Below are 21,322 nucleotides of genomic sequence, written 5' to 3' on the forward strand. Positions count from 1 at the left end.
TAGTTTTGCATGCTTATTTGATAAAGTTTCATCCAGTGCAAATTACTATACTTTTATTTTGTAGTATTAGTGTTTTTCTCTATTTCTCCACCCAATTAAAAGAAATAGAAAAGCCCATCATCTTGACGGGAATTTATACGTGGACGCATGAATATAAAGTAAATGGCGATAAGATAAGAGGGTTGATGAAAGATGAAAATGGTAGGAAAGTCTATGTGACATATAAACTCAGCTCTGAAGAAGAAAAACATATTTTCGAATCGATGCCTTTAGAAGGAAAGAGATTCTTAGTTGAAGGGGAAATGGTGGAACCTAAAAGACCCCAACATCCCTATAGTTTTAATATGAAAAAGTATTTAAAAAGTAAAGGTGCGACAGGTATCTTTGAAATTCATAGACTTCAATATATTGACACGAAATCATCTTTCCATCAAAAAATTAGTGTTATGCGTTTTCATTTGAAAAAACATATTGAAAAGACGTTTCCAACATCTCTTGCTCCTGAAGCAAAAGCTTTACTAATCGGTTTACAAGATGATGTGGATGATGAAACAACGAGGGCTTATCAAAAATTAGGTATTACTCATTTGTTCGCCATTTCGGGATTGCACATTGCGATTTTTGCTTTCATTATTTATGAAGGGCTAATTCGTTTGCGTATAAGGCAAGAGATTGCGACCATTCTTCTAATAATTCTATTGCCAATTTATGCGATTGTTGCAGGTGGAGCTCCTTCTGTTTGGCGGGCGGTAACTGTTCTGGAGCTGATCATCATTTCACGATACAAACGTCGCCTTGCAATAGATGATGCTCTTGCCATCAGTTTCATCGGTTTTGTGATGATTGAGCCATGGGTTATCTATCAAGTTGGCTTTCAACTATCTTATTTAGCTACAGTTAGTTTAATTTATTCTAGTAGATTTTTGCATTCGATTAATTCTTGGTGGTTAAAATCGTTTTTCATTACTTTTGTTTGCCAGTTAATCGTTTATCCTCTATTGCTATATCATTTTTATGAACTAAGTATCTCCTCGTTTATCGTCAATCTATTTTATGTGCCTCTGTTTTCCTTTCTTATTTTGCCAATCAATATTGTTTTGTTAATCCTTTCATTTATTCCAATTCCTTTATCCAATCTATTTTTTACAGTGTATGAACCTTTTCGGCTTCTCATAACAAAATTTACTTTCGTACTACAATCTGTGCCTTACCAAATGTGGGTGCCAGGCAAACCTTCCTTATTTTTGATGATACTGGCTTATGTCAGTGTGTTGATGGCATTATACTTCATCGATTGTCGAGCAAAAATCCGATATATCGTGTTGGTATTACTAATTCCTGTATTTCTACTACATTTTAAAGGAAAAATAAACCCTCATTTAATTATTTCCTTTGTGGATGTTGGACAAGGCGATTGTATCGTCATCGAACTTCCTTTTCGAAAAAAAGTGTACATGATTGATACAGGAGGGGTTTTACGATTTCAACAGGAAGAGTGGAAAGAAGGTACTCGATATGAAGTGGGAAGACAAGTAGTCGTTCCGTATTTGAAAGGAAAGGGAATTTCAAGCATTGATACGCTTATATTAACACATGCTGATAGTGATCATGTGGAAGGAGCTGAAGAAATATTAAAAGAGATTCGCGTTCGAGAAATACATGTAACGCCTTCTTCTTTGAAAAAGCCAGTTATGAATGATTTAATGGTTGAGGCAAAGATTCAAAAAGTTCCTATTAAGGAACAAATGGCTGGAAATGCATGGCGTGATGGAGAAGTGATTTTTCAATATCTTTGGCCTTTTGATACGGATTATGAAGGGAATAATGGTTCGCTCGTTTTATATGTTCAACATGGTCATTTTCATGCATTGTTTACTGGGGATTTAGAAAAGGAGGGAGAACAAAAGCTGCTTTCAAGATATCCTACTTTATCATCCATCGATTTATTGAAGGCAGGCCATCATGGTAGTAAGACCTCCAGCAGTGAAGAATTTATTCGACAATTACAGCCTGCAATCACGATTTTTTGTGCAGGAGAAAATAATCGATTTGGACATCCTCATAAAGAAGTTGTAGAACGATTTCAACGAATGGGTTTAAAAACATTTACGACAGGGGAAGTTGGGACGATTGAAATTATCGCAAAAGCGCATGAAATGAAAATAAGAACCGTGACAACAACTATTGACTGAAAAGAAAAATAGAGTGTAGACAAAGGGAGAAACCTTGTCTACACTCTATTAAATATTAAGCGACAACATCAATAACTACGGCAATAATGAACATTAATGTGAAAAATAAGAATGATACCGTGAAACCAACCGCACCATCAATAGCATCATTACGTTTGCAAGAAGCATTATCACCTTCGAACGGGTTATGTGTAACGAAATTTTCATTATGATTTGCCATATGATAACCTCCTACTCAAAGTCCATTATAAGTCAATAGATAGTAAAAAGCTATAAGAGATTATTGAATTTCTTTTTGATTTCTATTTTATTTTGACACATTTTATACAAAAAATACAGTTCTTCTCATAATTCGTGTATACTAATGAATACGAATTGTTTGGAGGTTTACGAAATGTTTACGAAGGCATGGAAAGAAATAGCAAATGGAAAAATCGCTCCAGTATATTGTATTTATGGCGAAGAAACTTACTTTATAGATGAAACAATTGAACGCATAAAAAAAGCCTTGAGTGTTGACGAGGAAGTGGAGATGACGATGTTTGACTTGGAAGAGTCACCGGTCGACTTTGTCATAGATGAAGCGGATACATATCCATTTTTATCAGAGCGTAAATTAATCATTGCGAAAAATGCAACCTTTTTAAAAGCTGCCGAAAAAGGTTCGGAAAAAGTTGAGCATGACGTCAAGCGACTAGAAAACTGGCTACATCATCCTTCCGATTTTGCAGTAACAATCTTTACAGCGCCATATGAAAAATTGGATGAACGAAAAAAAATCACAAAGTTGATGAAGGAATTATCCGTCATGCTTCATGCAGAAGCGCTAGGGGAAAAAGATTTAGCTGTTTGGATTCAAAGTGAGGTTGCGAGCTTTGAGAAAAAAATTGAAGACGAAGCGATAGACAAGCTGGTTGAAATGGTTGGAGAAAATATGAATCAGCTTCAAAGGGAGATTGAAAAGCTTGTTCTCTATCTAGGCGAAGATAAAATGATTACAAGCGATTTAGTGGAAAATCTCGTAGCAAAAACCCTTGAACACGATGCGTTTAAAATGTTAAATGCTTACCTTGCTCATAACGTTTCAGAAGCGCTTCGAATTTATCATGACTTGTTGCGTCAAAAGGAAGAACCCATAAAATTAGTTGGTTTATTAGCAAACAATATACGGACGATGAATAACGTTTACTATTTACATAAGAAAGGTTATCCTCCGACACAAATTTCGAAACAATTGAAGATTCATCCTTACAGAGTAAAATTAATGCTAGAAAAAAGGGATCGTCCAAGTGAAGAGCGGTTATTGAAGGCGCTAAATGAACTTGCTGAAATTGATATCCTATTAAAAACAACTGGAGGAAACCGGGAAAGATATTTGGAAATGTTTTTATTAAAAAGTTTATAAATTTGCATTCATAATAAGAATCCAAAAAAGACTGTGTAACTATGCTTTTTATACAGCCTAAGTGTTTTCATAAATTAAGTTTGGACGAAAAAAGATCAATTGTTTTAATAACAATTGATCTTTTTATTTTAGTTAGCTTGAGCTAATTTTTTAGCAAGGCGTGATTTTTTACGGCTTGCAGCATTTTTATGAATGATTCCTTTGCTTACTCCTTTATCAAGAGCTCTTGTAGCTTGAATCACTAATTCTTGAGCGTTTTCAGCACCGCTTGCGATTGCTTGTTCAGCTTTTTTAACAGCAGTACGCATTGCTGATTTAGCTTGAGCGTTTGCAACGTTTGCTTTTTTCGTAGTTTTTACACGTTTAATTGCTGATTTAATATTTGGCATTTTTTCACCTCCTAGTTGAAATACGAGATGACAATTTTTCAAAAATAACATTTGTCAATACAACAAAAAACATTATACAGAAGGTAATCTATATTTGCAATACATAAATGGAAAGAATATTTACTTGACAGATTGAACATGATAGAGAAGAGGTGATAAAAATGCAAGAAAATATCTGGAATAGAACCGATTTAATTGATGAAACAGAAGAGGTTGTTCAACATCAAACGAAACAACAAAAAGAGAAACTAGATGAGACAGAAGGCGTCAAATTTGAAGAATTTTACGAAAATCGAGTAAAAGTGACAAAGGTGACCGTCAATCAAGAAGGAGCTAAAGAGATTGGAAAAAAAGCAGGCCAATATTTTACCTTAACTGTTCCAACATTGAATATTGACGATCACGATGGTATGAAGCAGTTGGAAAAAACATTTGTTAAATATATCGATGAAATTCATCAAAATATTAAGTTAACAAAGAAGAGTAAAATATTAGTAATTGGACTCGGCAATAAGACGATCACACCTGATGCGATAGGTCCGTTTACTATTGATGCAATGCAATCAAGACAGTTAGAAGAACATAATGAACAATTTATTTTATATGCTCCGGGTGTAACTGGGCAGACGGGGTTTGAAACGAGTGATTTTGTACTTGCATTATCAGAAAAAATTCAACCCGATTTAGTTATCGTCATCGATGCTTTAGCAACGAGAGGAACAGCTAGATTATGTAAAACAATCCAAATAACTAATACCGGAATTCATCCAGGGTCAGGTGTCGGAAATCAGCGGGCAGAAATATCAAAAGAAGTGTTAGGTATTCCTGTAACCGCAATCGGTGTTCCAACGGTCGTTGATGCTACGGTTATTATTGCCGATGCGGTAGATAAGGTATTTCGTTCCATTGCGACAAAAATTCAAGAGAAAGACAAGCCTTCTGGCAAACTTTCTGTCACATCTTGGACATCGGATTCAAATTCAGATGTCGATTTAAATGTTGTTCGACCGATTTTTGGAGAATGGTCGACTTGGTCAAAGGCTGAAAGAAGGCAACTATTTGAGGAAGTATTGTTATCTGGTTCGCAAAGACTTATTGTTACGCCGAAAGAAGTCGACATTTGGATGACGAAGTATTCGGTATTGATTAGCAATGGTTTATTTAATTGGGTAGAAGATAGATTGAACTAGTTCTAAAAATTCTCTTTCTTCCATAACGTAGTGGAAGGAGAGGATGCTTTGATGAAAAAAATTCAAGGATTTGTACTGTTATTGCTTTTCTTTTTCTTGTTACCGATCATTACAGGACTATTACCTTTTCCAAACAACGAGAAATTTGTTCCTGCCACACCAGAAGAAAAGATAGTCTATGCATCGAATGATTTAGTAGTATCTGATGTTGCGCCTCCAATAGATCCTTTTAAAGTGTTGCTCGTGTTTACCCATTCCCATGAAACGTATAAGCCTTTCGTGGAGAATGAAAAGGGAATGGTCGCTGTATACGATGATCATTCAAATTTATTTTCCATGCAAAGTTTGTTTGAAGATTATTTTCGGTTAAATGGAATTTCTGCGACAACTCTTGATGTAGATGTAATGAATGTCATGAAGCAGAATGGCAAAGCTTTTCATGAGGCTTATAAAACAGCTAGGCCATATATTGCCGAAGAATTAAAATCAAATCATTATGATTTGATTTTGGATATTCATCGAGATTCTACTTCTCGAAATAAAACAACGATTGTTCATAAAAATGTTTCCTATGCGAAAGTAGCTTTTGTTATTGGTGCAGAAAATCCAAATTATAAATCTAATAAAACGCTTGCTCAAGCCTTAAGTGATTCAATGAATCAAATTATACCAAATATTTCAAGAGGTATTATTGAGAAAAAAGGCAGCGGTGTGGATGGGGTATATAATCAAGATTTGGCAAAAGAAATGATATTAGTGGAGATTGGTGGCATTGATAATACAGAAGATGAAGTTTATCGTACTGTTGCCGTAATGGCGCAAGCGGTGGCGAATAGTATTGCAAAACAATAAATTTATATTTGCAAGTAGCGTTTAAGAGAATGGCTTTTAAACGCTATTTTTTATTTTCATAAGGCAATTATGATTATTTTATAGAATAAGAATAAAGATTCCCTTTATTTGCTTATCTTGTTTATTATTGTGCTTACGCCATACTTCATAGTATAATTCAACTTAGTTTATTGTAACTTTGTAAAATCATGTTGAAAAACAACACAAAATAGCTGTATATAGTGAAAGGTGAGAAGCCTCCTGCGAAACAATGATTTTGGTTAGATTCAAATCGCATGGAGGCATTTGTTAGGAGTGGAAATATGAATCGTGAAGAACGCTTAAAACGACAAGAACGCATTAGAAACTTTTCAATAATAGCTCATATTGACCATGGAAAATCTACATTAGCGGATCGCATTTTGGAGAAAACGAAAGCTTTAACAGAGCGAGAAATGAAAGAACAGCTACTAGATTCGATGGACATAGAACGAGAACGTGGAATTACAATTAAATTAAACGCTGTTCAGCTAAAGTATCAAGCAAAAGATGGGGAAATTTATATCTTCCATTTAATCGACACTCCAGGACACGTCGATTTTACTTATGAAGTGTCAAGAAGTTTAGCTGCATGTGAAGGAGCTATTTTAGTTGTGGATGCTGCGCAAGGAATTGAAGCGCAAACACTAGCAAACGTTTATTTAGCGTTGGATAATGATTTAGAAATATTGCCGGTAATAAATAAAATCGATTTACCTGCAGCTGATCCAGAAAGAGTTCGCAATGAAATTGAAGATGTGATTGGTCTCGATGCGGAAGATGCGGTGTTAGCGAGTGCAAAAGCAGGCATCGGTATTGATGAGCTTTTGGAGCAAATTGTTGAAAAAGTACCTGCTCCATCAGGAGATCCAGATGCACCTCTGCAAGCATTAATCTTCGACTCATTATATGATGCTTATAAAGGTGTTATTGTTTCTGTAAGAATCGTAAACGGAACAGTAAAACCTGGAGATAAAATTCGATTTATGGCAACAAATGCGGAATATGAAGTGGTAGAAGTAGGTGTACATACGCCGAGAGTGACTCCTGTTGAAGAGTTGACGGTTGGTGATGTAGGTTACATTACTGCTTCAATTAAGAATATTCATGACACGAATGTGGGGGATACAATCACCCATGCGGATCGTCCGGCGAAAGAACCTTTGCCAGGTTATCGAAAGCTAAATCCAATGGTATTTTGCGGCCTTTATCCAATCGATACAGCAAAATACAACGATTTACGAGACGCATTAGAAAAGCTTGCACTAAATGATTCTGCATTACAATTTGAACCTGAGACATCTCAAGCATTAGGTTTTGGGTTCCGCTGTGGTTTCTTAGGTTTATTGCATATGGAAATTGTGCAAGAACGCTTAGAAAGAGAGTTCCAGCTTGACCTTATTACGACAGCTCCATCTGTTATTTATGAAGTGGAATTAACGGATGGTTCAAAAGTTAGTGTGGATAACCCTTCCATGATGCCAGCACCACAAAAAATAAACCAAGTGTTAGAACCATATGTCAAAGCAACCATTATGGTGCCAAACGATTATGTTGGTGCGGTAATGGAATTATGCCAAAAAAAGCGTGGCACATTTATCAACATGGATTACATTGATTCAACACGAGTGAGCATCTTTTATGAAATGCCACTTTCAGAAATCGTTTATGATTTCTTCGATCACTTAAAATCGAATACAAAAGGTTATGCTTCATTCGATTATGAGTTAATTGGCTATAAACCTTCGAAACTTGTGAAAATGGATATTTTAATCAATGGTGATCAAGTCGACGCATTAAGCTTCATTGTACATCGTGATTTTGCGTACGAAAGAGGAAAAGTCATTGTTGAAAAATTAAAAGATATTATTCCGCGTCAACAATTCGAAGTACCTGTACAGGCGGCTATTGGAACAAAAATTATTGCCCGCTCTACAATTAAAGCAATACGTAAAAATGTGTTAGCGAAATGTTATGGAGGAGACATTTCCAGAAAACGTAAACTCCTTGAGAAGCAAAAAGAAGGTAAGAAGCGCATGAAGCAAGTAGGATCTGTTGAGATTCCGCAAGAAGCATTCATGGCAGTATTAAAAATGGATGACGAAAAGAACTAAGTTAAACAAAAATTTGGAAAAGCCATTCGATAATCGGGTGGCTTTTTATTTGTTACATTGAATTTTATGATTGAAACGGTACAATAGTAAGATAAATAGTGTTAAAGAAAGAAGGGATAGAATGGTTCGAGGAGTTTACATCCATATTCCTTTCTGTCATCAAATATGCAATTACTGTGATTTTAATAAAGTGTTTTTTCACAATCAGCCAGTAGATGAATATATTGAAGCAGTTGGGAAAGAGATTGCAATGGCTGTAAATAATATGCCGGAGCAATTTGAAAAGATAGAAACAATCTACTTAGGTGGAGGTACACCAACAGCATTATCTCCCAATCAAATCAGCCGTTTGCTAGAATTAATTGCAAAACATTTAAACATCGATGTAATAGAATTCACTGCTGAAGCTAATCCAGATGAATTAACAATAGAAAAATTAAGAGCATTGAAAAATGGTGGGGTCAACCGTTTAAGTTTAGGGGTTCAATCATTTGACCAACAACTTCTTCAAAAACTGGGGAGAACACATACCAATGATGATGTTTATAAAGCAATTGACAATGCGATTGCTGTTGGTTTTCAGAACATTAACATTGATTTAATGTACGGGCTACCTGGACAGTCAATTGAACTGTGGGAAGATACTTTAGAAAAAGCTCTTCTACTAAACTTGCCTCATTATTCTGCATATTCATTAATTGTGGAACCAAAGACTATTTTTTACATTCAGTTTTCAAAAGGAATGTTGCATTTGCCACCTGAAGAACAGGAAGCGAAAATGTATGATTTGTTGATGGAGCGTATGGAGGATAGCGGCCTTTCTCAATACGAAATTAGTAATTTTGCAAAAGAAGGTTTTCAATCGCTTCACAATAAAATTTATTGGGATAACGATGAATATGCAGGCTTCGGTGCTGGTGCCCATGGGTATATGAATGGCATTCGCTACTCCAATTATGGACCTATCAAAAAATATTTACAATCCATCCATATGGGACAGCTGCCAATTCTTCATCGCCATCAAGTTTCGATTAACGAAAAATGTGAAGAAGAAATGTTTCTCGGATTACGAAAAAATGAAGGAGTTTCGTACCACCAGTTTGAAAAGAAAATAGGATTTTCATTAAATGAAAAATATGGTGAGATTATAAGCAAACTGATGGATGAAGGGTTAGTGATGGAAGAGGAAGGTCGAGTAAAACTAACAAGAAAAGGTCGTTTTTTAGGAAATGAAGTGTTTCAACAATTTTTATTGTACGAGTAGGTTATTTCGTTGACACTAATTCATAGTTTTGTTAATTTAATTATAGTATTAGCACTCTCTTTTTATGAGTGCTAACAGAGGTGGTTTCAATGTTAACTGATCGTCAATTACAAATATTGCAAGTAATCGTTGATGATTTTGTGATATCAGCTCAGCCTGTTGGATCACGTCAAATTTCCAAGAAAAAAGGAATTAATTACTCACCTGCCACAATTCGAAATGAAATGGCAGATTTAGAGGAGCTTGGGTATTTAGAAAAGACACATGTTTCTTCTGGACGTATTCCTTCAGAAAAAGGATATCGTTATTACGTAGATCACCTACTGCAACCGAAACGTATGTCTGTTCATGAAATAAATTTAATACAATCCATTTTTGAAAAACAAAAGGTTGAAATTGAACAAATCATACGTGAATCAGCAAGCATTTTATCCGAATTAACATCTTATACAGCGATTCTACTTGGTCCAAATGTAACGGATCATCGGGTTAAACGCTTTCAAATTATACCTCTTTCAAAACAAACAGCTGTTGCGATTATCGTAACAGATATGGGTCATGTAGAAAACCAAGTTATAGCATTACCTGAAGGTTTTGATGCTTCCGATATTGAAAAAACAGTTAACATTCTTAATGAAAGGTTAATTGGTGTGCCGTTAATTCATTTGCAAAGTAAATTAGAAAAAGAAACATATGAAGTATTAAAACAACATGTTCAGATGGCTGATTCCCTCATTCTTTCGTTAATAAAAGTTGCATCTGTGGAAAATGATAGTAAAATTTACTTTGGCGGAAAAACAAATATGCTAAATCAGCCGGAATTTCATGATTTGAATAAAGTCCGCCAGTTGATGGAATTAATGGATAAGAAAAACCAAGTAATTTCACTGTTTCAGCCAGTGAAACAGGGCATTACGATTCGAATCGGTTCTGAAAACAATCATATTGCAGTCGAAAACTGCAGTGTAATTACCGCTTCCTATACTGCTGGTGAAGAGCAGAGCGGAGCCATTGCCATTATCGGGCCAACGCGAATGGACTATAAGCGGGTCGTGACGTTACTTGACATTGTAAGAAGAGGTTTATCAAGAACTTTTTCGGAAAAATTGAATGATGGACAGTAAGGAGGATTATCAGTGTCCGAAACAACAGAAAACAAACACCAACTAGAAGAAGCAGTTGAAAACGGTGAAACAAAACAAACATTCAAAGAAGAAGCAACTTTCTCGAATTCAGAAGAAACAATAGGCGAGGAAGTCGTGAATGTAGAGGAAGATACATCGGCTGATGAAAGTTCACAAGCAGAACTTTCAGTAGAAGAATATAAAACAAAAGTAGCCGAGTTAGAAGCAAAATTAGCAGAAGAAGAAAATCGTTATTTAAGATTAAGAGCAGATTTTGAAAATTTGCGTCGCCGTAGTCAGCTCGACCTGCAAGCGGCAGAAAAATATCGTGCTCAAAGCTTATTAACAGATTTATTACCGATAATTGATAACTTCGAAAGGGCGCTTCAAGTAAAAGTTACTTCAGAAGATGCTCAATCACTATATAAAGGAATTGAAATGGTTTATAATGCCCTCATAGATGCGACGAAAAAAGAAGGGCTAGAAGTGATTCCGGCTGTTGGTGAACCATTTGATCCAAATGTTCATCAGGCTGTAATGCAAGAATCAGATTCAGAAAAAGAATCTGGCATTGTCTTGAAGGAATTACAAAAAGGCTATAAATTGAAAGATCGCGTATTAAGACCTTCCATGGTTTCAGTAAATGAATAATTGAAATTTGAATGAAATTTGTGTGAAATAGGAGGCAAAATTCAATATGAGTAAAATTATTGGTATCGACTTAGGAACAACTAACTCTTGTGTGGCTGTATTAGAAGGTGGAGAACCTAAAATCATCCCGAACCCAGAAGGAAACCGTACAACACCTTCTGCTGTTGCTTTTAAAAATGGAGAACGTCTAGTTGGGGAAGTGGCAAAACGCCAAGCAATAACAAACCCAAATACAATTCTCTCTATTAAGTCTCACATGGGGACTGATTATAAAGTAAAGATTGAGGATAAAGAATACACTCCTCAAGAAATCTCTGCAATGATTTTACAATATTTGAAAAGCTATGCCGAAGACTATTTAGGAGAAAAAGTAACAAAAGCTGTCATTACAGTACCAGCTTATTTCAACGACGCACAACGTCAGGCGACAAAAGATGCTGGACGAATTGCAGGTCTTGAAGTAGAGCGTATCATTAACGAACCTACTGCTGCAGCACTTGCATATGGTTTAGATAAATTAGATGAAGACCAAAAAATCTTAGTATTCGACCTTGGTGGAGGTACATTCGACGTATCTATTCTTGAACTTGGTGATGGTGTATTCGAAGTGCTTGCTACTGCAGGTGATAATAAACTTGGTGGAGACGATTTTGACAAAAAAATTATTGACTATTTAGTTGAAGAATTTAAAAAGGAACATGGCATTGACTTATCTAAAGACAAAATGGCGATGCAACGTTTAAAAGATGCTGCTGAAAAAGCGAAAAAAGATTTATCTGGCGTTACTTCTACACAAATTTCATTACCGTTCATCACAGCTGGCCCAGAAGGTCCTCTACACCTTGAAATGTCATTGACACGTGCGAAATTTGAAGAGTTAACAAAAGACTTAGTAGAACGCACAATGGGCCCTGTACGTCAAGCACTTTCTGATGCTGGACTTTCTGCATCTGATATCGATAAAGTAATCCTTGTTGGTGGTTCTACTCGTATTCCTGCTGTACAAGAAGCTGTGAAACGTGAAACAGGTCATGAACCACATAAAGGGGTAAACCCAGACGAAGTGGTAGCGATGGGAGCTGCTATCCAAGGTGGCGTAATCTCTGGTGACGTGAAAGATATCGTATTGTTGGACGTAACTCCGCTTTCATTAGGTATTGAAACAATGGGTGGAGTATTTACGAAATTAATTGAACGCAACACAACAATTCCAACATCAAAATCACAAATTTTCACTACTGCTGCAGATAACCAACCAGCTGTGGACATTCACGTTTTACAAGGAGAACGTCCAATGGCAGCAGATAACAAAACATTAGGTCGATTCCAATTAACAGATATTCCACCAGCTCCACGTGGTGTACCACAAATTGAAGTAACATTTGATATCGACAAAAACGGTATTGTGTCTGTTAAAGCAAAAGATCTTGGCACTGGCAAAGAGCAAAAAATTGTTATTCAATCGAACTCTGGTTTATCAGAAGAAGAAATTCAACGCATGATTAAAGAAGCAGAAGAGAACGCTGAAGCGGATGCAAAGCGTAAAGAAGAAGCAGACCTTCGAAATGAAGCAGACCAATTAGTGTTCCAAGTTGATAAAACAATTACGGATTTAGGCGATCAAATTACAGAAGATGAAAAGAAATCTGTGACAGATGCAAAAGAAGAGTTAACGAAAGCATTAAAAGAAGGTTCAATTGATGATATCAAGTCTGCAAAAGAAAAACTTGAAGGTGTTTTACAACCGTTAGTGATGAAAGTATATCAACAAGCTGCACAACAAGCGCAAGCAAACAATGCTCAAGGAGAAGACAAAAAAGATGACGGTGTAGTAGATGCAGACTTTGAGGAAGTAAAAGACGATAAATAATAAATTGCCAATGATATAAGCGAAAGGCGGTTCTAATAAATAAACCCTCCTTCGTTGACCGCCTTTCGATTTGTATTGTCAATATTGGTTGATTGAATAAATGGAAAGCAAGAAAGTCAAAGCCGTTTTTGGTCTTTGACTTTTTCCATGATATAGACTGAATGATAGCATTATAAGGTAAAGTATCTTTCGCACACGCTTACATTAAAATAATGCAATTTTTAATGTAGCGTTTGTGGCAGATACATCATAGAAATAGAAAACTGTGTTAAATTTTTTCATCTTTTATTTGCATGGTTTAAATAAACTTCATTTCAATCTTTAGCATATATGATAAAATAGACCTTATGTAAAAGAGAGCGAGTGTGAGGTATGAAACGCGACTATTATGAAGTCCTTGGCGTAAGCAAAAACGCAACGAAGGATGAAATAAAAAAGGCATATCGAAAATTATCGAAAAAATATCATCCCGATCTTAATAAAGAACCTGGTGCAGATGAAAAATTTAAAGAAATTAGTGAAGCATATGAAGTATTAAGTGATGATCAAAAAAGAGCACAATATGACCAATTTGGCCATGCAGGTGTCAATGGACAAGGCGGTTTTGGCGGCGGAGGATTTAGTGACTTCGGTGGCTTTGGCGGTTTCGAAGATATTTTTGATACTTTCTTTGGTGGTTCAAGACGCAGAAGAGATCCGAATGCCCCTCGAAAAGGTGACGATTTACAATATCGTATGAACATTTCTTTTGAAGATGCAGTATTTGGTAAACAAACAGAAATCGAAATCCCGAGGGAAGAACAATGTGATACGTGCAACGGTTCTGGTGCAAAACCTGGTACAACACCAAAAACATGTGATAAGTGTAACGGTACTGGGGAAATGAGCCAAGCTATTGATACTCCATTAGGCCGCATTGTCAACCGTCGTACTTGTAGCTATTGCCAGGGCACTGGTAAAATAATCGTGGAAAAATGTTCGACTTGTGCTGGAAAAGGAACTGTACAAAGAAGGAAAAAAATTAAAATTACTATCCCAGAAGGAATCGATGACGGTCAACAATTACGCGTATCTGGTCAAGGAGAACCAGGCATTAATGGTGGACCACCTGGGGATTTATATATTGTCTTTCGTGTTGGAAAACATCCTTATTTTGAACGAGATGGAGACGATATTTACTACGAATTAAAAATTACGTTCCCTCAAGCAGCTTTAGGGGATGAAATTGAAGTTCCAACAATTCATGGAAAAGTGAAATTAAAAATTCCAGCAGGTACTCAATCGGGCGCTCAATTCCGAATTAAAGATAAAGGTGTAAAAAATATTCATGGATATGGAAGAGGTCACCAATACGTGAATGTAAAAGTTGTGACTCCGACGAAATTAACAGAACGGCAAAAACAACTATTGCGGGAATTTGCTGAAATTAGCGGTGATATTTCTGAAGAACAAGGAAGTTCATTATTTGATAAATTGAAAAAAACTTTTAAAGGTGAAACAAAATAAGGAATAATGATAGAAAAGTGGAGTGTGATTGCAAGTGAAATGGACTGAATTATCAGTACTAACAACAACTGAAGCGGTGGAAGCGGTATCGAATATTTTTCATGAGGCTGGAGCAAGCGGAGTTGTCATTGAAGAATCTTCAGAACTTAGTAAAAATCGTGAAAATCAATATGGAGAAATTTATGAATTAAATCCCGATGATTATCCAGCACAAGGGGTGGTCGTTAAAGCCTATCTTCCTGCATCCAGCTTCTTAGCGGAAACTATCGAGGAGATAAAACTTGCAATCGCAAATTTAAAGAATTTTGATATTAATGTCGGTGAAAATATATTAACAACTTGTGAAGTTCACGAAGAAGACTGGGCGACTGCTTGGAAACAATACTATCATCCAATTAAGGTGTCAGAGCGATTTACGATTGTACCTACTTGGGAAGATTATCATCCAAAAAATTCAGACGAAATCATAATTGAGTTAGATCCTGGCATGGCTTTTGGTACAGGAACTCACCCGACGACGGTCATGTGTTTACAGGCTCTTGAAAAAACGGTGAAAGCGGGCGACGTAGTCATTGATGTTGGTACCGGTTCAGGAGTTTTATCCATTGCTTCAGCTCTACTAGGTGCAAATAAAGTGCATGCTTTCGATTTAGATCCTGTAGCTGTGAAGTCAGCACAAGAAAATGTTCAGCTAAATCATGTCGAGAAAATTGTGGAAGTGGAGCAAGGAAATCTATTAGAAAAGGTACAAACGGAAGCGGATGTTGTCGTAGCGAACATTTTAGCTGAAGTCATCATGACATTTACAGATGATGCATATTCGATTATCAAGCCGGGTGGATTCTTTATTACATCTGGAATCATCGGTGCGAAAAAAGAAGTTGTGAAAAGTGCTCTTGAAAAATCAGGTTTTAATATTGAAGAAGTATTAATGCTGGAGGATTGGGTATCCATCATTGCGAAAAAATAATTTTAGGAGTTGTCTTTAGGGCAACTCCTTACTTTTAGGAGGAAATAATGCAAAGGTATTTTGTTGATGAACCATTTAATGAACAAAAACAATTGACAATTACAGGCGAAAGTGCTCGGCATATTTCGAAAGTAATGCGCATGCAAAAAGGAGACAAAATTATTGTCGTGCAAAAGGAAATTGCTTATCTTTGTACGATTCTTTCTGTTGGACAAGATGTGTTAGTAGAGCAAACGGGTGAAACAATTCCTTCTCCAGAAATGCCCATTCAAGTAGACATTGCTTGCGGTTTGCCTAAAGGAGATAAACTTGAATTTATAGCACAAAAAGGGACAGAGCTTGGCATGCATGCATTAATTCCTTTTGTAGCAGAACGATCCATCGTCAAATGGGATGAAAAAAAGAGTGATAAGAAAATCCAACGGCTATCCAAAATCGCTCAGGAAGCTGCTGAACAATCCCATCGAACATTTGTACCGATTATTTCCCCTCCTCTTTCATTTAAACAACTATTGGAAACATTTCCTTCATATGATGCAGTATTTGTTGCTGATGAAGAAGAGGCTAAGGGTAAGCGCACAAGATTTGCGGATCAGCTAAAAAAAGTGTATGATAGTGAATCGAAGTGCATTTTATTTATTTTTGGCCCAGAAGGTGGAATTTCAAGGAAAGAAATTGAACTTCTAAAAGAACATGGTGCACTCAGTGTTGCTTTAGGTCCAAGAATTTTACGTGCAGAAACGGCGCCATTATATGTCCTTTCTGCCATATCATATGAATTTGAATGAAAGAGGTGTGTTGCCTTGCAAACGGTGGCGTTTCACACATTAGGCTGTAAGGTAAATCATTACGAAACTGAGGCCATTTGGCAATTATTTAAAGAACAGGGTTACGAACGTGTTGATTTTGAAGAACAAGCAGATGTTTATGTCATAAATACATGTACTGTTACAAATACTGGAGATAAAAAGTCCCGCCAAGTTATTCGTAGAGCTATTCGTCAAAATCCGGATGCTGTGATATGTGTAACAGGATGTTACGCACAAACTTCACCTGCTGAAATTTTAGAAATTCCAGGTGTGGACATTGTGGTAGGTACGCAAGATCGAGTAAAAATGCTTGATTATATTGAACAGTACCGTAAAGAGAGACAGCCAATCAATGCAGTACATAATATTATGAAAAATAGAGTATATGAAGAATTGGATGTTCCTTATTTTACAGATCGCACTCGTGCTTCGTTAAAAATACAAGAAGGTTGCAACAACTTCTGCACTTTCTGTATTATTCCATGGGCGCGCGGATTAATGCGTTCACGTGATCCACAAGCAGTAATCAAACAAGCTCAAGCACTTGTAAATGCAGGCTATTTAGAAATCGTGTTAACGGGTATTCATACAGGTGGATACGGTCAAGACTTTAAAGATTATAATTTAGCTCAATTGTTACGCGATATTGAAGCGAATGTAAAAGGAATTAAACGTTTGCGCATTTCATCGATTGAAGCCTCTCAAATAACAGATGAAGTCATTGACGTATTGAGAAATTCTAAAATCGTTGTGAATCATTTACACATTCCGCTCCAATCTGGTTCTGATACAGTATTGAAGCGTATGCGCCGAAAATATACAATGGATTTCTTCGCGGAAAGAATAAATAAATTAAAAGAAGCATTGCCAAATTTGGCAATTACTTCTGACATCATCGTTGGTTTCCCGGGTGAGACGGAAGAAGAGTTTATGGAAACGTACAACTTTGTAGCTGAACATAAATTTGCAGAGCTACACGTATTCCCATATTCAAAAAGAACTGGAACTCCAGCGGCAAGAATGGAAAACCAAATTGACGAAGAAGTTAAAAATGAACGAGTACATCGCTTGATTACATTAAATGATCAATTGGCGAAAGAATACGCTTCTCGATTCGAGGGGGAAGTATTGGAAGTTATTCCTGAAGAACATGTGAAAGAATTTGGACCAAACATGTTAGCCGGTTATACAGATAATTATTTGCGAGTTGTATTTGAAGGAACGCCAGATCTCATTGGAAAACTAGTTAAAGTGAAGATTACAAAAGCGGGATATCCATATAATGAGGGGCAATTTGTTCGTGTATTAGAAGAACAAGTTCAATAGTAATCATTGCGCATTCTTGTACAGATACAGGAATGCGCATTTTTTATTCATTGAACAATTTTCACCTTAATATGAATGATTTTCGTATGTTATCATAATGGCAATTGGACAAGAATAAATAATACATTAAAGGAGCTATTACTATGACAACAAACTATGCTTCATATATTGACCATACGTTGCTCTCACCAGATGCAACGGAAGAACAAATTGGAAAATTGTGCGAAGAAGCAAGAAAATATGGCTTTGCATCTGTTTGTGTGAATCCATATTGGGTAAAGTATTGTAAAAGTTTATTGCAGGACACTTGCGTTAAAGTTTGCACAGTCATTGGTTTTCCTCTCGGAGCTTCAACGACGGAAACAAAAATATTTGAAACAAAACAAGCAATTGAACAAGGTGCAGATGAAATTGATATGGTCATTCATATCGGATTGCTTAAGACGCGTGATTATGAACGAGTGAAAGAAGATATTCAACACGTTATTGATGCTGCGGGTGGAAAAATTGTAAAAGTAATTATTGAAACATGTTTGTTAACCGATGAAGAAAAGGTGAGAGCGTGTCAATTGGCAGTTGATGCTGGTGCAGCATTTGTCAAAACTTCAACAGGATTCTCAAAAAAAGGTGCCACTGTAGAAGATGTCGCATTAATGCGAAAAACTGTTGGCCAACATGTTGGCGTGAAAGCTTCAGGTGGAATTAGAAGTTTTTCTGATATGAAAAAAATGTTGGAGGCTGGAGCAAATCGTATTGGTACTAGCAGCGGAGTCAGAATTATTGAAGAAACTTTATAGGATTTCTATTGACTCAATTTTTACAATACGCTATAATTTTCGAGTACACAATTAACGCATGTTTTCTGTGTATTGACGTGTGTTCGGAGGGAGGGAAAAGAGATGACAAAAACTGTCGTAAGAAAAAACGAAACACTTGAAGATGCTCTTCGTCGCTTCAAACGAACTGTATCTAAAAGTGGTACAATTCAAGAAATTAGAAAACGCGAATATTATGAAAAACCAAGCGTAAGACGTAAGAAAAAATCTGAAGCTGCACGTAAACGCAAGTGGTAATCTAATTATACCCTTCGTTCGTAACACGCGTAAGATACACTTTAGCTTAGTAAATCATACCCTAGTATTTGTTTAGCAAATACTAGGGTTTTTTGCATTAATGATTTAATCATTAACATACTTAACAGAGGAACAACAATTGATTTTCATGTACAATATAATTAAGTATTAAATGAAAAATTTGAAACTTTTCATTCAATTGAGACGTAAACCATATTGAGGAAGGAGGGAACAAATGAATAAGCCGCACATTTTCCGATGGATTGTACTTTTAGCAGCTACATTGTTTTTCTTATTTCCGAATAATACTTTTGCGAAAGAAAAAGTGTATCACATTCCTTTAGAAAATGAAGTCGAAAGAGGTTTATATGAATTTTTAAAACGTTCCTTTAAAGAGGCGATTGAAAATAAAGCAGATGCTATCGTACTTGAAATACATACCCCTGGTGGCTATGTTGACGTCGCTTACGATATCGGAAAATTAATGGATGAGACGCCTGCCAAAATTATAGCATTCATTAACTCAAAAGCTCTTTCAGCAGGTGCTTATATCGCTCTTCATGCAGATGAAATCTATATGACACCAAATGCGACGATGGGAGCGGCACAAATTATCGATATGAATGGAAATGCTGCAAGTGAAAAAGCGAATAGCGCATGGATTAAAAATATGCAAGCTGCAGCAGAATCAACCAATCGAAATCCAGATTATGCTCGAGCGATGGCGGATGCTAGCCTTGATTTGCCAGAATTGAATAGTCCGAAAGGGAAACTGTTAACACTAACAGCTGAAGAAGCCTATCGAATAGAATACTCTAATGGAACGGTTGAAAATTTAAATGAATTGTTAGCGAAAACAGGTTTTGAGAATAGCGAAGTTTTTTCCATTCATGAAACATTTGCTGAAAAACTGGCTAGATTTTTAACGAACCCGATTGTGGTAACCTTATTGTTAACAATCGCCTCTCTAGGTTTAGTGCTAGAACTATTTTCTCCTGGTTTTGGGGCACCGGGTATCATTGGTATAATTTCATTCATTTTATTTTTCTTCGGCCACACAGTAGCAGGTTTTGCTGGTTTTGAAACGATTATACTATTTATAATTGGTTTTGTTTTACTAATTGCTGAGCTATTTGTACCTGGAGGAATTTTAGGCCTCATTGGTGGTGCTATTATGATCATCAGTCTATTATTTGCTGGTGAAAGCATCGTTCATATGGCTTATTCAATTATCATAGCATTGGCAATTGCCATAATAGGAATGGTGGTATTAGTGAAATTTTTCGGAAAAAATTTACATGTCTTTAGCAAACTCGTCTTGAAGGAGGCAACCTCCACAGAAGAAGGTTATGTATCCAACGTCAATCGAATTGATTTAATTGGGAAAGAAGGAATAACGGTTACACCATTGCGTCCTTCAGGAACGGTTTTAGTGGATGATGAAAGAATCGATGTTGTTTCAGAAGGAAGTTACATCGATTCCAACAAAAAAGTTAAAGTGATTGAAGTAGAGGGATCACGCATTGTTGTTAGAGAAATAAAAGAGAAAGAGGGAGATTAAACATGATGTTGATTGATGGTTTATTCATCACTTCCATTGTTGGAATTGTCTTTGCAATCATTGTATTAGGAATTTTCTTTACATTCGTGCCAGTAGGTCTGTGGATTAGCGCTTTAGCTGCCGGCGTGCGAGTTAGCATTTTAACGTTGATTGGAATGAGATTACGTCGAGTAATTCCTGGTCGTATTGTGAACCCATTAATTAAGGCTCATAAAGCAGGTTTAGATGTGACAATCAATCAATTGGAGTCCCATTATTTAGCTGGTGGTAACGTTGACCGCGTTGTAAATGCATTAATTGCTGCGCAAAGAGCAAATATCGAATTATCTTTTGAACGTGCTGCTGCAATCGACTTAGCTGGTCGTGACGTATTAGAAGCGGTTCAAATGTCAGTAAATCCTAAAGTTATTGAAACACCGTTTATTGCTGGTGTTGCCCTTAACGGGATTGAAGTAAAGGCTAAGGCAAGAATTACTGTACGTGCAAATTTAGACCGTTTAGTCGGCGGTGCCGGTGAAGATACGGTGATTGCCCGTGTTGGTGAAGGGATTGTTTCAACGATTGGTTCGAGTGAATCCCATTCTAAAGTTTTAGAAAATCCAGATTTGATTTCTCAAACAGTGTTGAAAAAAGGGTTAGATGCCGGAACAGCATTTGAGATTTTATCCATCGATATTGCAGATGTGGATGTTGGTAAAAATATTGGGGCAGAATTGCAAATTGAGCAAGCTCAAGCAGATAAAAATATCGCTCAAGCAAAGGCGGAAGAACGTCGTGCAATGGCAGTAGCGAAAGAACAAGAAATGGTTGCTAGAACTCAAGAAATGAAAGCAAAAGTAGTAGAAGCTGAAGCACAAATACCGTTGGCAATGGCGGAAGCTTTACGCTCTGGTAATTTAGGAATTATGGATTATATGAATTACAAAAATATTCAAGCGGACACTGCAATGCGTGATTCTATTGCAAATGTGACAAAGAATCAACAAGAGGATTAAGAGATACTCCTCC

19 protein-coding genes are annotated in these 21,322 nt (G+C 36.4%); 17 read left to right on the plus strand and 2 right to left on the minus strand.

All coding sequences use genetic code 11. From position 1 onward, the window contains the following. The first annotated feature begins 185 nt into the window (after positions 1 to 185). On the plus strand, positions 186 to 2,192 hold the full coding sequence (locus tag NSU17_RS14915) for a DNA internalization-related competence protein ComEC/Rec2 (protein ID WP_340435288.1): 2,007 nt from the start codon (positions 186 to 188) through the stop codon (positions 2,190 to 2,192). A gap of 55 nt (positions 2,193 to 2,247) precedes the next feature. On the opposite strand, the gene NSU17_RS14920 is transcribed toward NSU17_RS14915, so the two are convergent. Further along, the gene (locus tag NSU17_RS14920; protein ID WP_340435286.1) at positions 2,248 to 2,412 is read right to left on the minus strand and encodes a YqzM family protein; all 165 of its coding nucleotides are present in this window, start codon (positions 2,410 to 2,412) and stop codon (positions 2,248 to 2,250) included. A 174-nt stretch (positions 2,413 to 2,586) separates the two neighbouring features. Between NSU17_RS14920 and holA the strand changes: the two genes are divergently transcribed. After that, positions 2,587 to 3,597, plus strand: coding sequence for a DNA polymerase III subunit delta (gene holA / locus NSU17_RS14925; protein WP_340435284.1), 1,011 nt, complete (start codon positions 2,587 to 2,589; stop codon positions 3,595 to 3,597). A 128-nt stretch (positions 3,598 to 3,725) separates the two neighbouring features. Here holA and rpsT read toward each other — a convergent pair whose 3' ends face one another. Beyond that, positions 3,726 to 3,986: a 30S ribosomal protein S20 gene (gene rpsT, locus NSU17_RS14930; RefSeq protein ID WP_016838584.1), complete on the minus strand. Its 261-nt coding sequence runs from the start codon at positions 3,984 to 3,986 to the stop codon at positions 3,726 to 3,728. Positions 3,987 to 4,147: 161 nt separating this feature from the next. Here rpsT and gpr point away from each other — a divergent pair, with 161 nt between their 5' ends. The 15 genes from gpr to floA all read left to right on the plus strand — a co-directional run bounded on the left by gpr (position 4,148) and on the right by floA (position 21,309). Then, positions 4,148 to 5,176, plus strand: coding sequence for a GPR endopeptidase (gene gpr / locus NSU17_RS14935; protein WP_340705396.1), 1,029 nt, complete (start codon positions 4,148 to 4,150; stop codon positions 5,174 to 5,176). Between the two features lie 51 nt (positions 5,177 to 5,227). Next, positions 5,228 to 6,028 carry a stage II sporulation protein P gene (gene spoIIP, locus NSU17_RS14940; protein ID WP_168412334.1) on the plus strand — a complete coding sequence of 267 codons (801 nt, stop codon included), beginning with the start codon at positions 5,228 to 5,230 and terminating at the stop codon, positions 6,026 to 6,028. A gap of 302 nt (positions 6,029 to 6,330) precedes the next feature. After that, a complete protein-coding gene (lepA, locus tag NSU17_RS14945; RefSeq protein WP_016838581.1) occupies positions 6,331 to 8,160 on the plus strand; it encodes a translation elongation factor 4 in 1,830 nt (609 codons plus the stop codon). A gap of 121 nt (positions 8,161 to 8,281) precedes the next feature. Continuing rightward, positions 8,282 to 9,424 (plus strand): radical SAM family heme chaperone HemW, encoded by a 1,143-nt coding sequence (gene hemW / locus NSU17_RS14950; protein ID WP_096551236.1) that lies wholly within the window; start codon positions 8,282 to 8,284, stop codon positions 9,422 to 9,424. 89 nt (positions 9,425 to 9,513) lie between these two features. Then, positions 9,514 to 10,548, plus strand: coding sequence for a heat-inducible transcriptional repressor HrcA (hrcA, locus tag NSU17_RS14955; protein ID WP_096551233.1), 1,035 nt, complete (start codon positions 9,514 to 9,516; stop codon positions 10,546 to 10,548). A 12-nt stretch (positions 10,549 to 10,560) separates the two neighbouring features. Continuing rightward, complete coding sequence (gene grpE / locus NSU17_RS14960; protein ID WP_340705397.1) at positions 10,561 to 11,199, plus strand: nucleotide exchange factor GrpE; 639 nt, start codon at positions 10,561 to 10,563, stop codon at positions 11,197 to 11,199. Positions 11,200 to 11,245: 46 nt separating this feature from the next. Continuing rightward, entirely contained in the window at positions 11,246 to 13,069 is a 1,824-nt protein-coding gene (dnaK, locus tag NSU17_RS14965; protein WP_340705398.1) for a molecular chaperone DnaK, read from the plus strand. A gap of 372 nt (positions 13,070 to 13,441) precedes the next feature. Then, positions 13,442 to 14,575, plus strand: coding sequence for a molecular chaperone DnaJ (gene dnaJ / locus NSU17_RS14970; protein ID WP_340705399.1), 1,134 nt, complete (start codon positions 13,442 to 13,444; stop codon positions 14,573 to 14,575). Between the two features lie 34 nt (positions 14,576 to 14,609). Then, positions 14,610 to 15,545 carry a 50S ribosomal protein L11 methyltransferase gene (gene prmA / locus NSU17_RS14975; protein WP_340705522.1) on the plus strand — a complete coding sequence of 312 codons (936 nt, stop codon included), beginning with the start codon at positions 14,610 to 14,612 and terminating at the stop codon, positions 15,543 to 15,545. A gap of 47 nt (positions 15,546 to 15,592) precedes the next feature. Next, a complete protein-coding gene (locus NSU17_RS14980; RefSeq protein ID WP_340433190.1) occupies positions 15,593 to 16,333 on the plus strand; it encodes a 16S rRNA (uracil(1498)-N(3))-methyltransferase in 741 nt (246 codons plus the stop codon). A 15-nt stretch (positions 16,334 to 16,348) separates the two neighbouring features. Next, positions 16,349 to 17,680 carry a tRNA (N(6)-L-threonylcarbamoyladenosine(37)-C(2))-methylthiotransferase MtaB gene (gene mtaB, locus NSU17_RS14985; RefSeq protein ID WP_340433188.1) on the plus strand — a complete coding sequence of 444 codons (1,332 nt, stop codon included), beginning with the start codon at positions 16,349 to 16,351 and terminating at the stop codon, positions 17,678 to 17,680. Positions 17,681 to 17,823: 143 nt separating this feature from the next. Then, positions 17,824 to 18,477, plus strand: a complete 654-nt coding sequence (deoC, locus tag NSU17_RS14990) for a deoxyribose-phosphate aldolase (RefSeq protein WP_340433185.1) — start codon at positions 17,824 to 17,826, stop codon at positions 18,475 to 18,477. A 102-nt stretch (positions 18,478 to 18,579) separates the two neighbouring features. Beyond that, positions 18,580 to 18,753, plus strand: coding sequence for a 30S ribosomal protein S21 (rpsU, locus tag NSU17_RS14995; protein ID WP_016838571.1), 174 nt, complete (start codon positions 18,580 to 18,582; stop codon positions 18,751 to 18,753). A 235-nt stretch (positions 18,754 to 18,988) separates the two neighbouring features. After that, positions 18,989 to 20,314, plus strand: coding sequence for an NfeD family protein (locus NSU17_RS15000; protein WP_340705400.1), 1,326 nt, complete (start codon positions 18,989 to 18,991; stop codon positions 20,312 to 20,314). 2 nt (positions 20,315 to 20,316) lie between these two features. Then, a complete protein-coding gene (gene floA, locus NSU17_RS15005) occupies positions 20,317 to 21,309 on the plus strand; it encodes a flotillin-like protein FloA (RefSeq protein WP_445684083.1) in 993 nt (330 codons plus the stop codon). Positions 21,310 to 21,322 lie beyond the last annotated feature (13 nt).

Source organism: Ureibacillus sp. FSL K6-2830 (assembly GCF_038004145.1).
Classification (GTDB): Bacteria; Bacillota; Bacilli; order Bacillales_A; family Planococcaceae; genus Ureibacillus; species Ureibacillus thermosphaericus.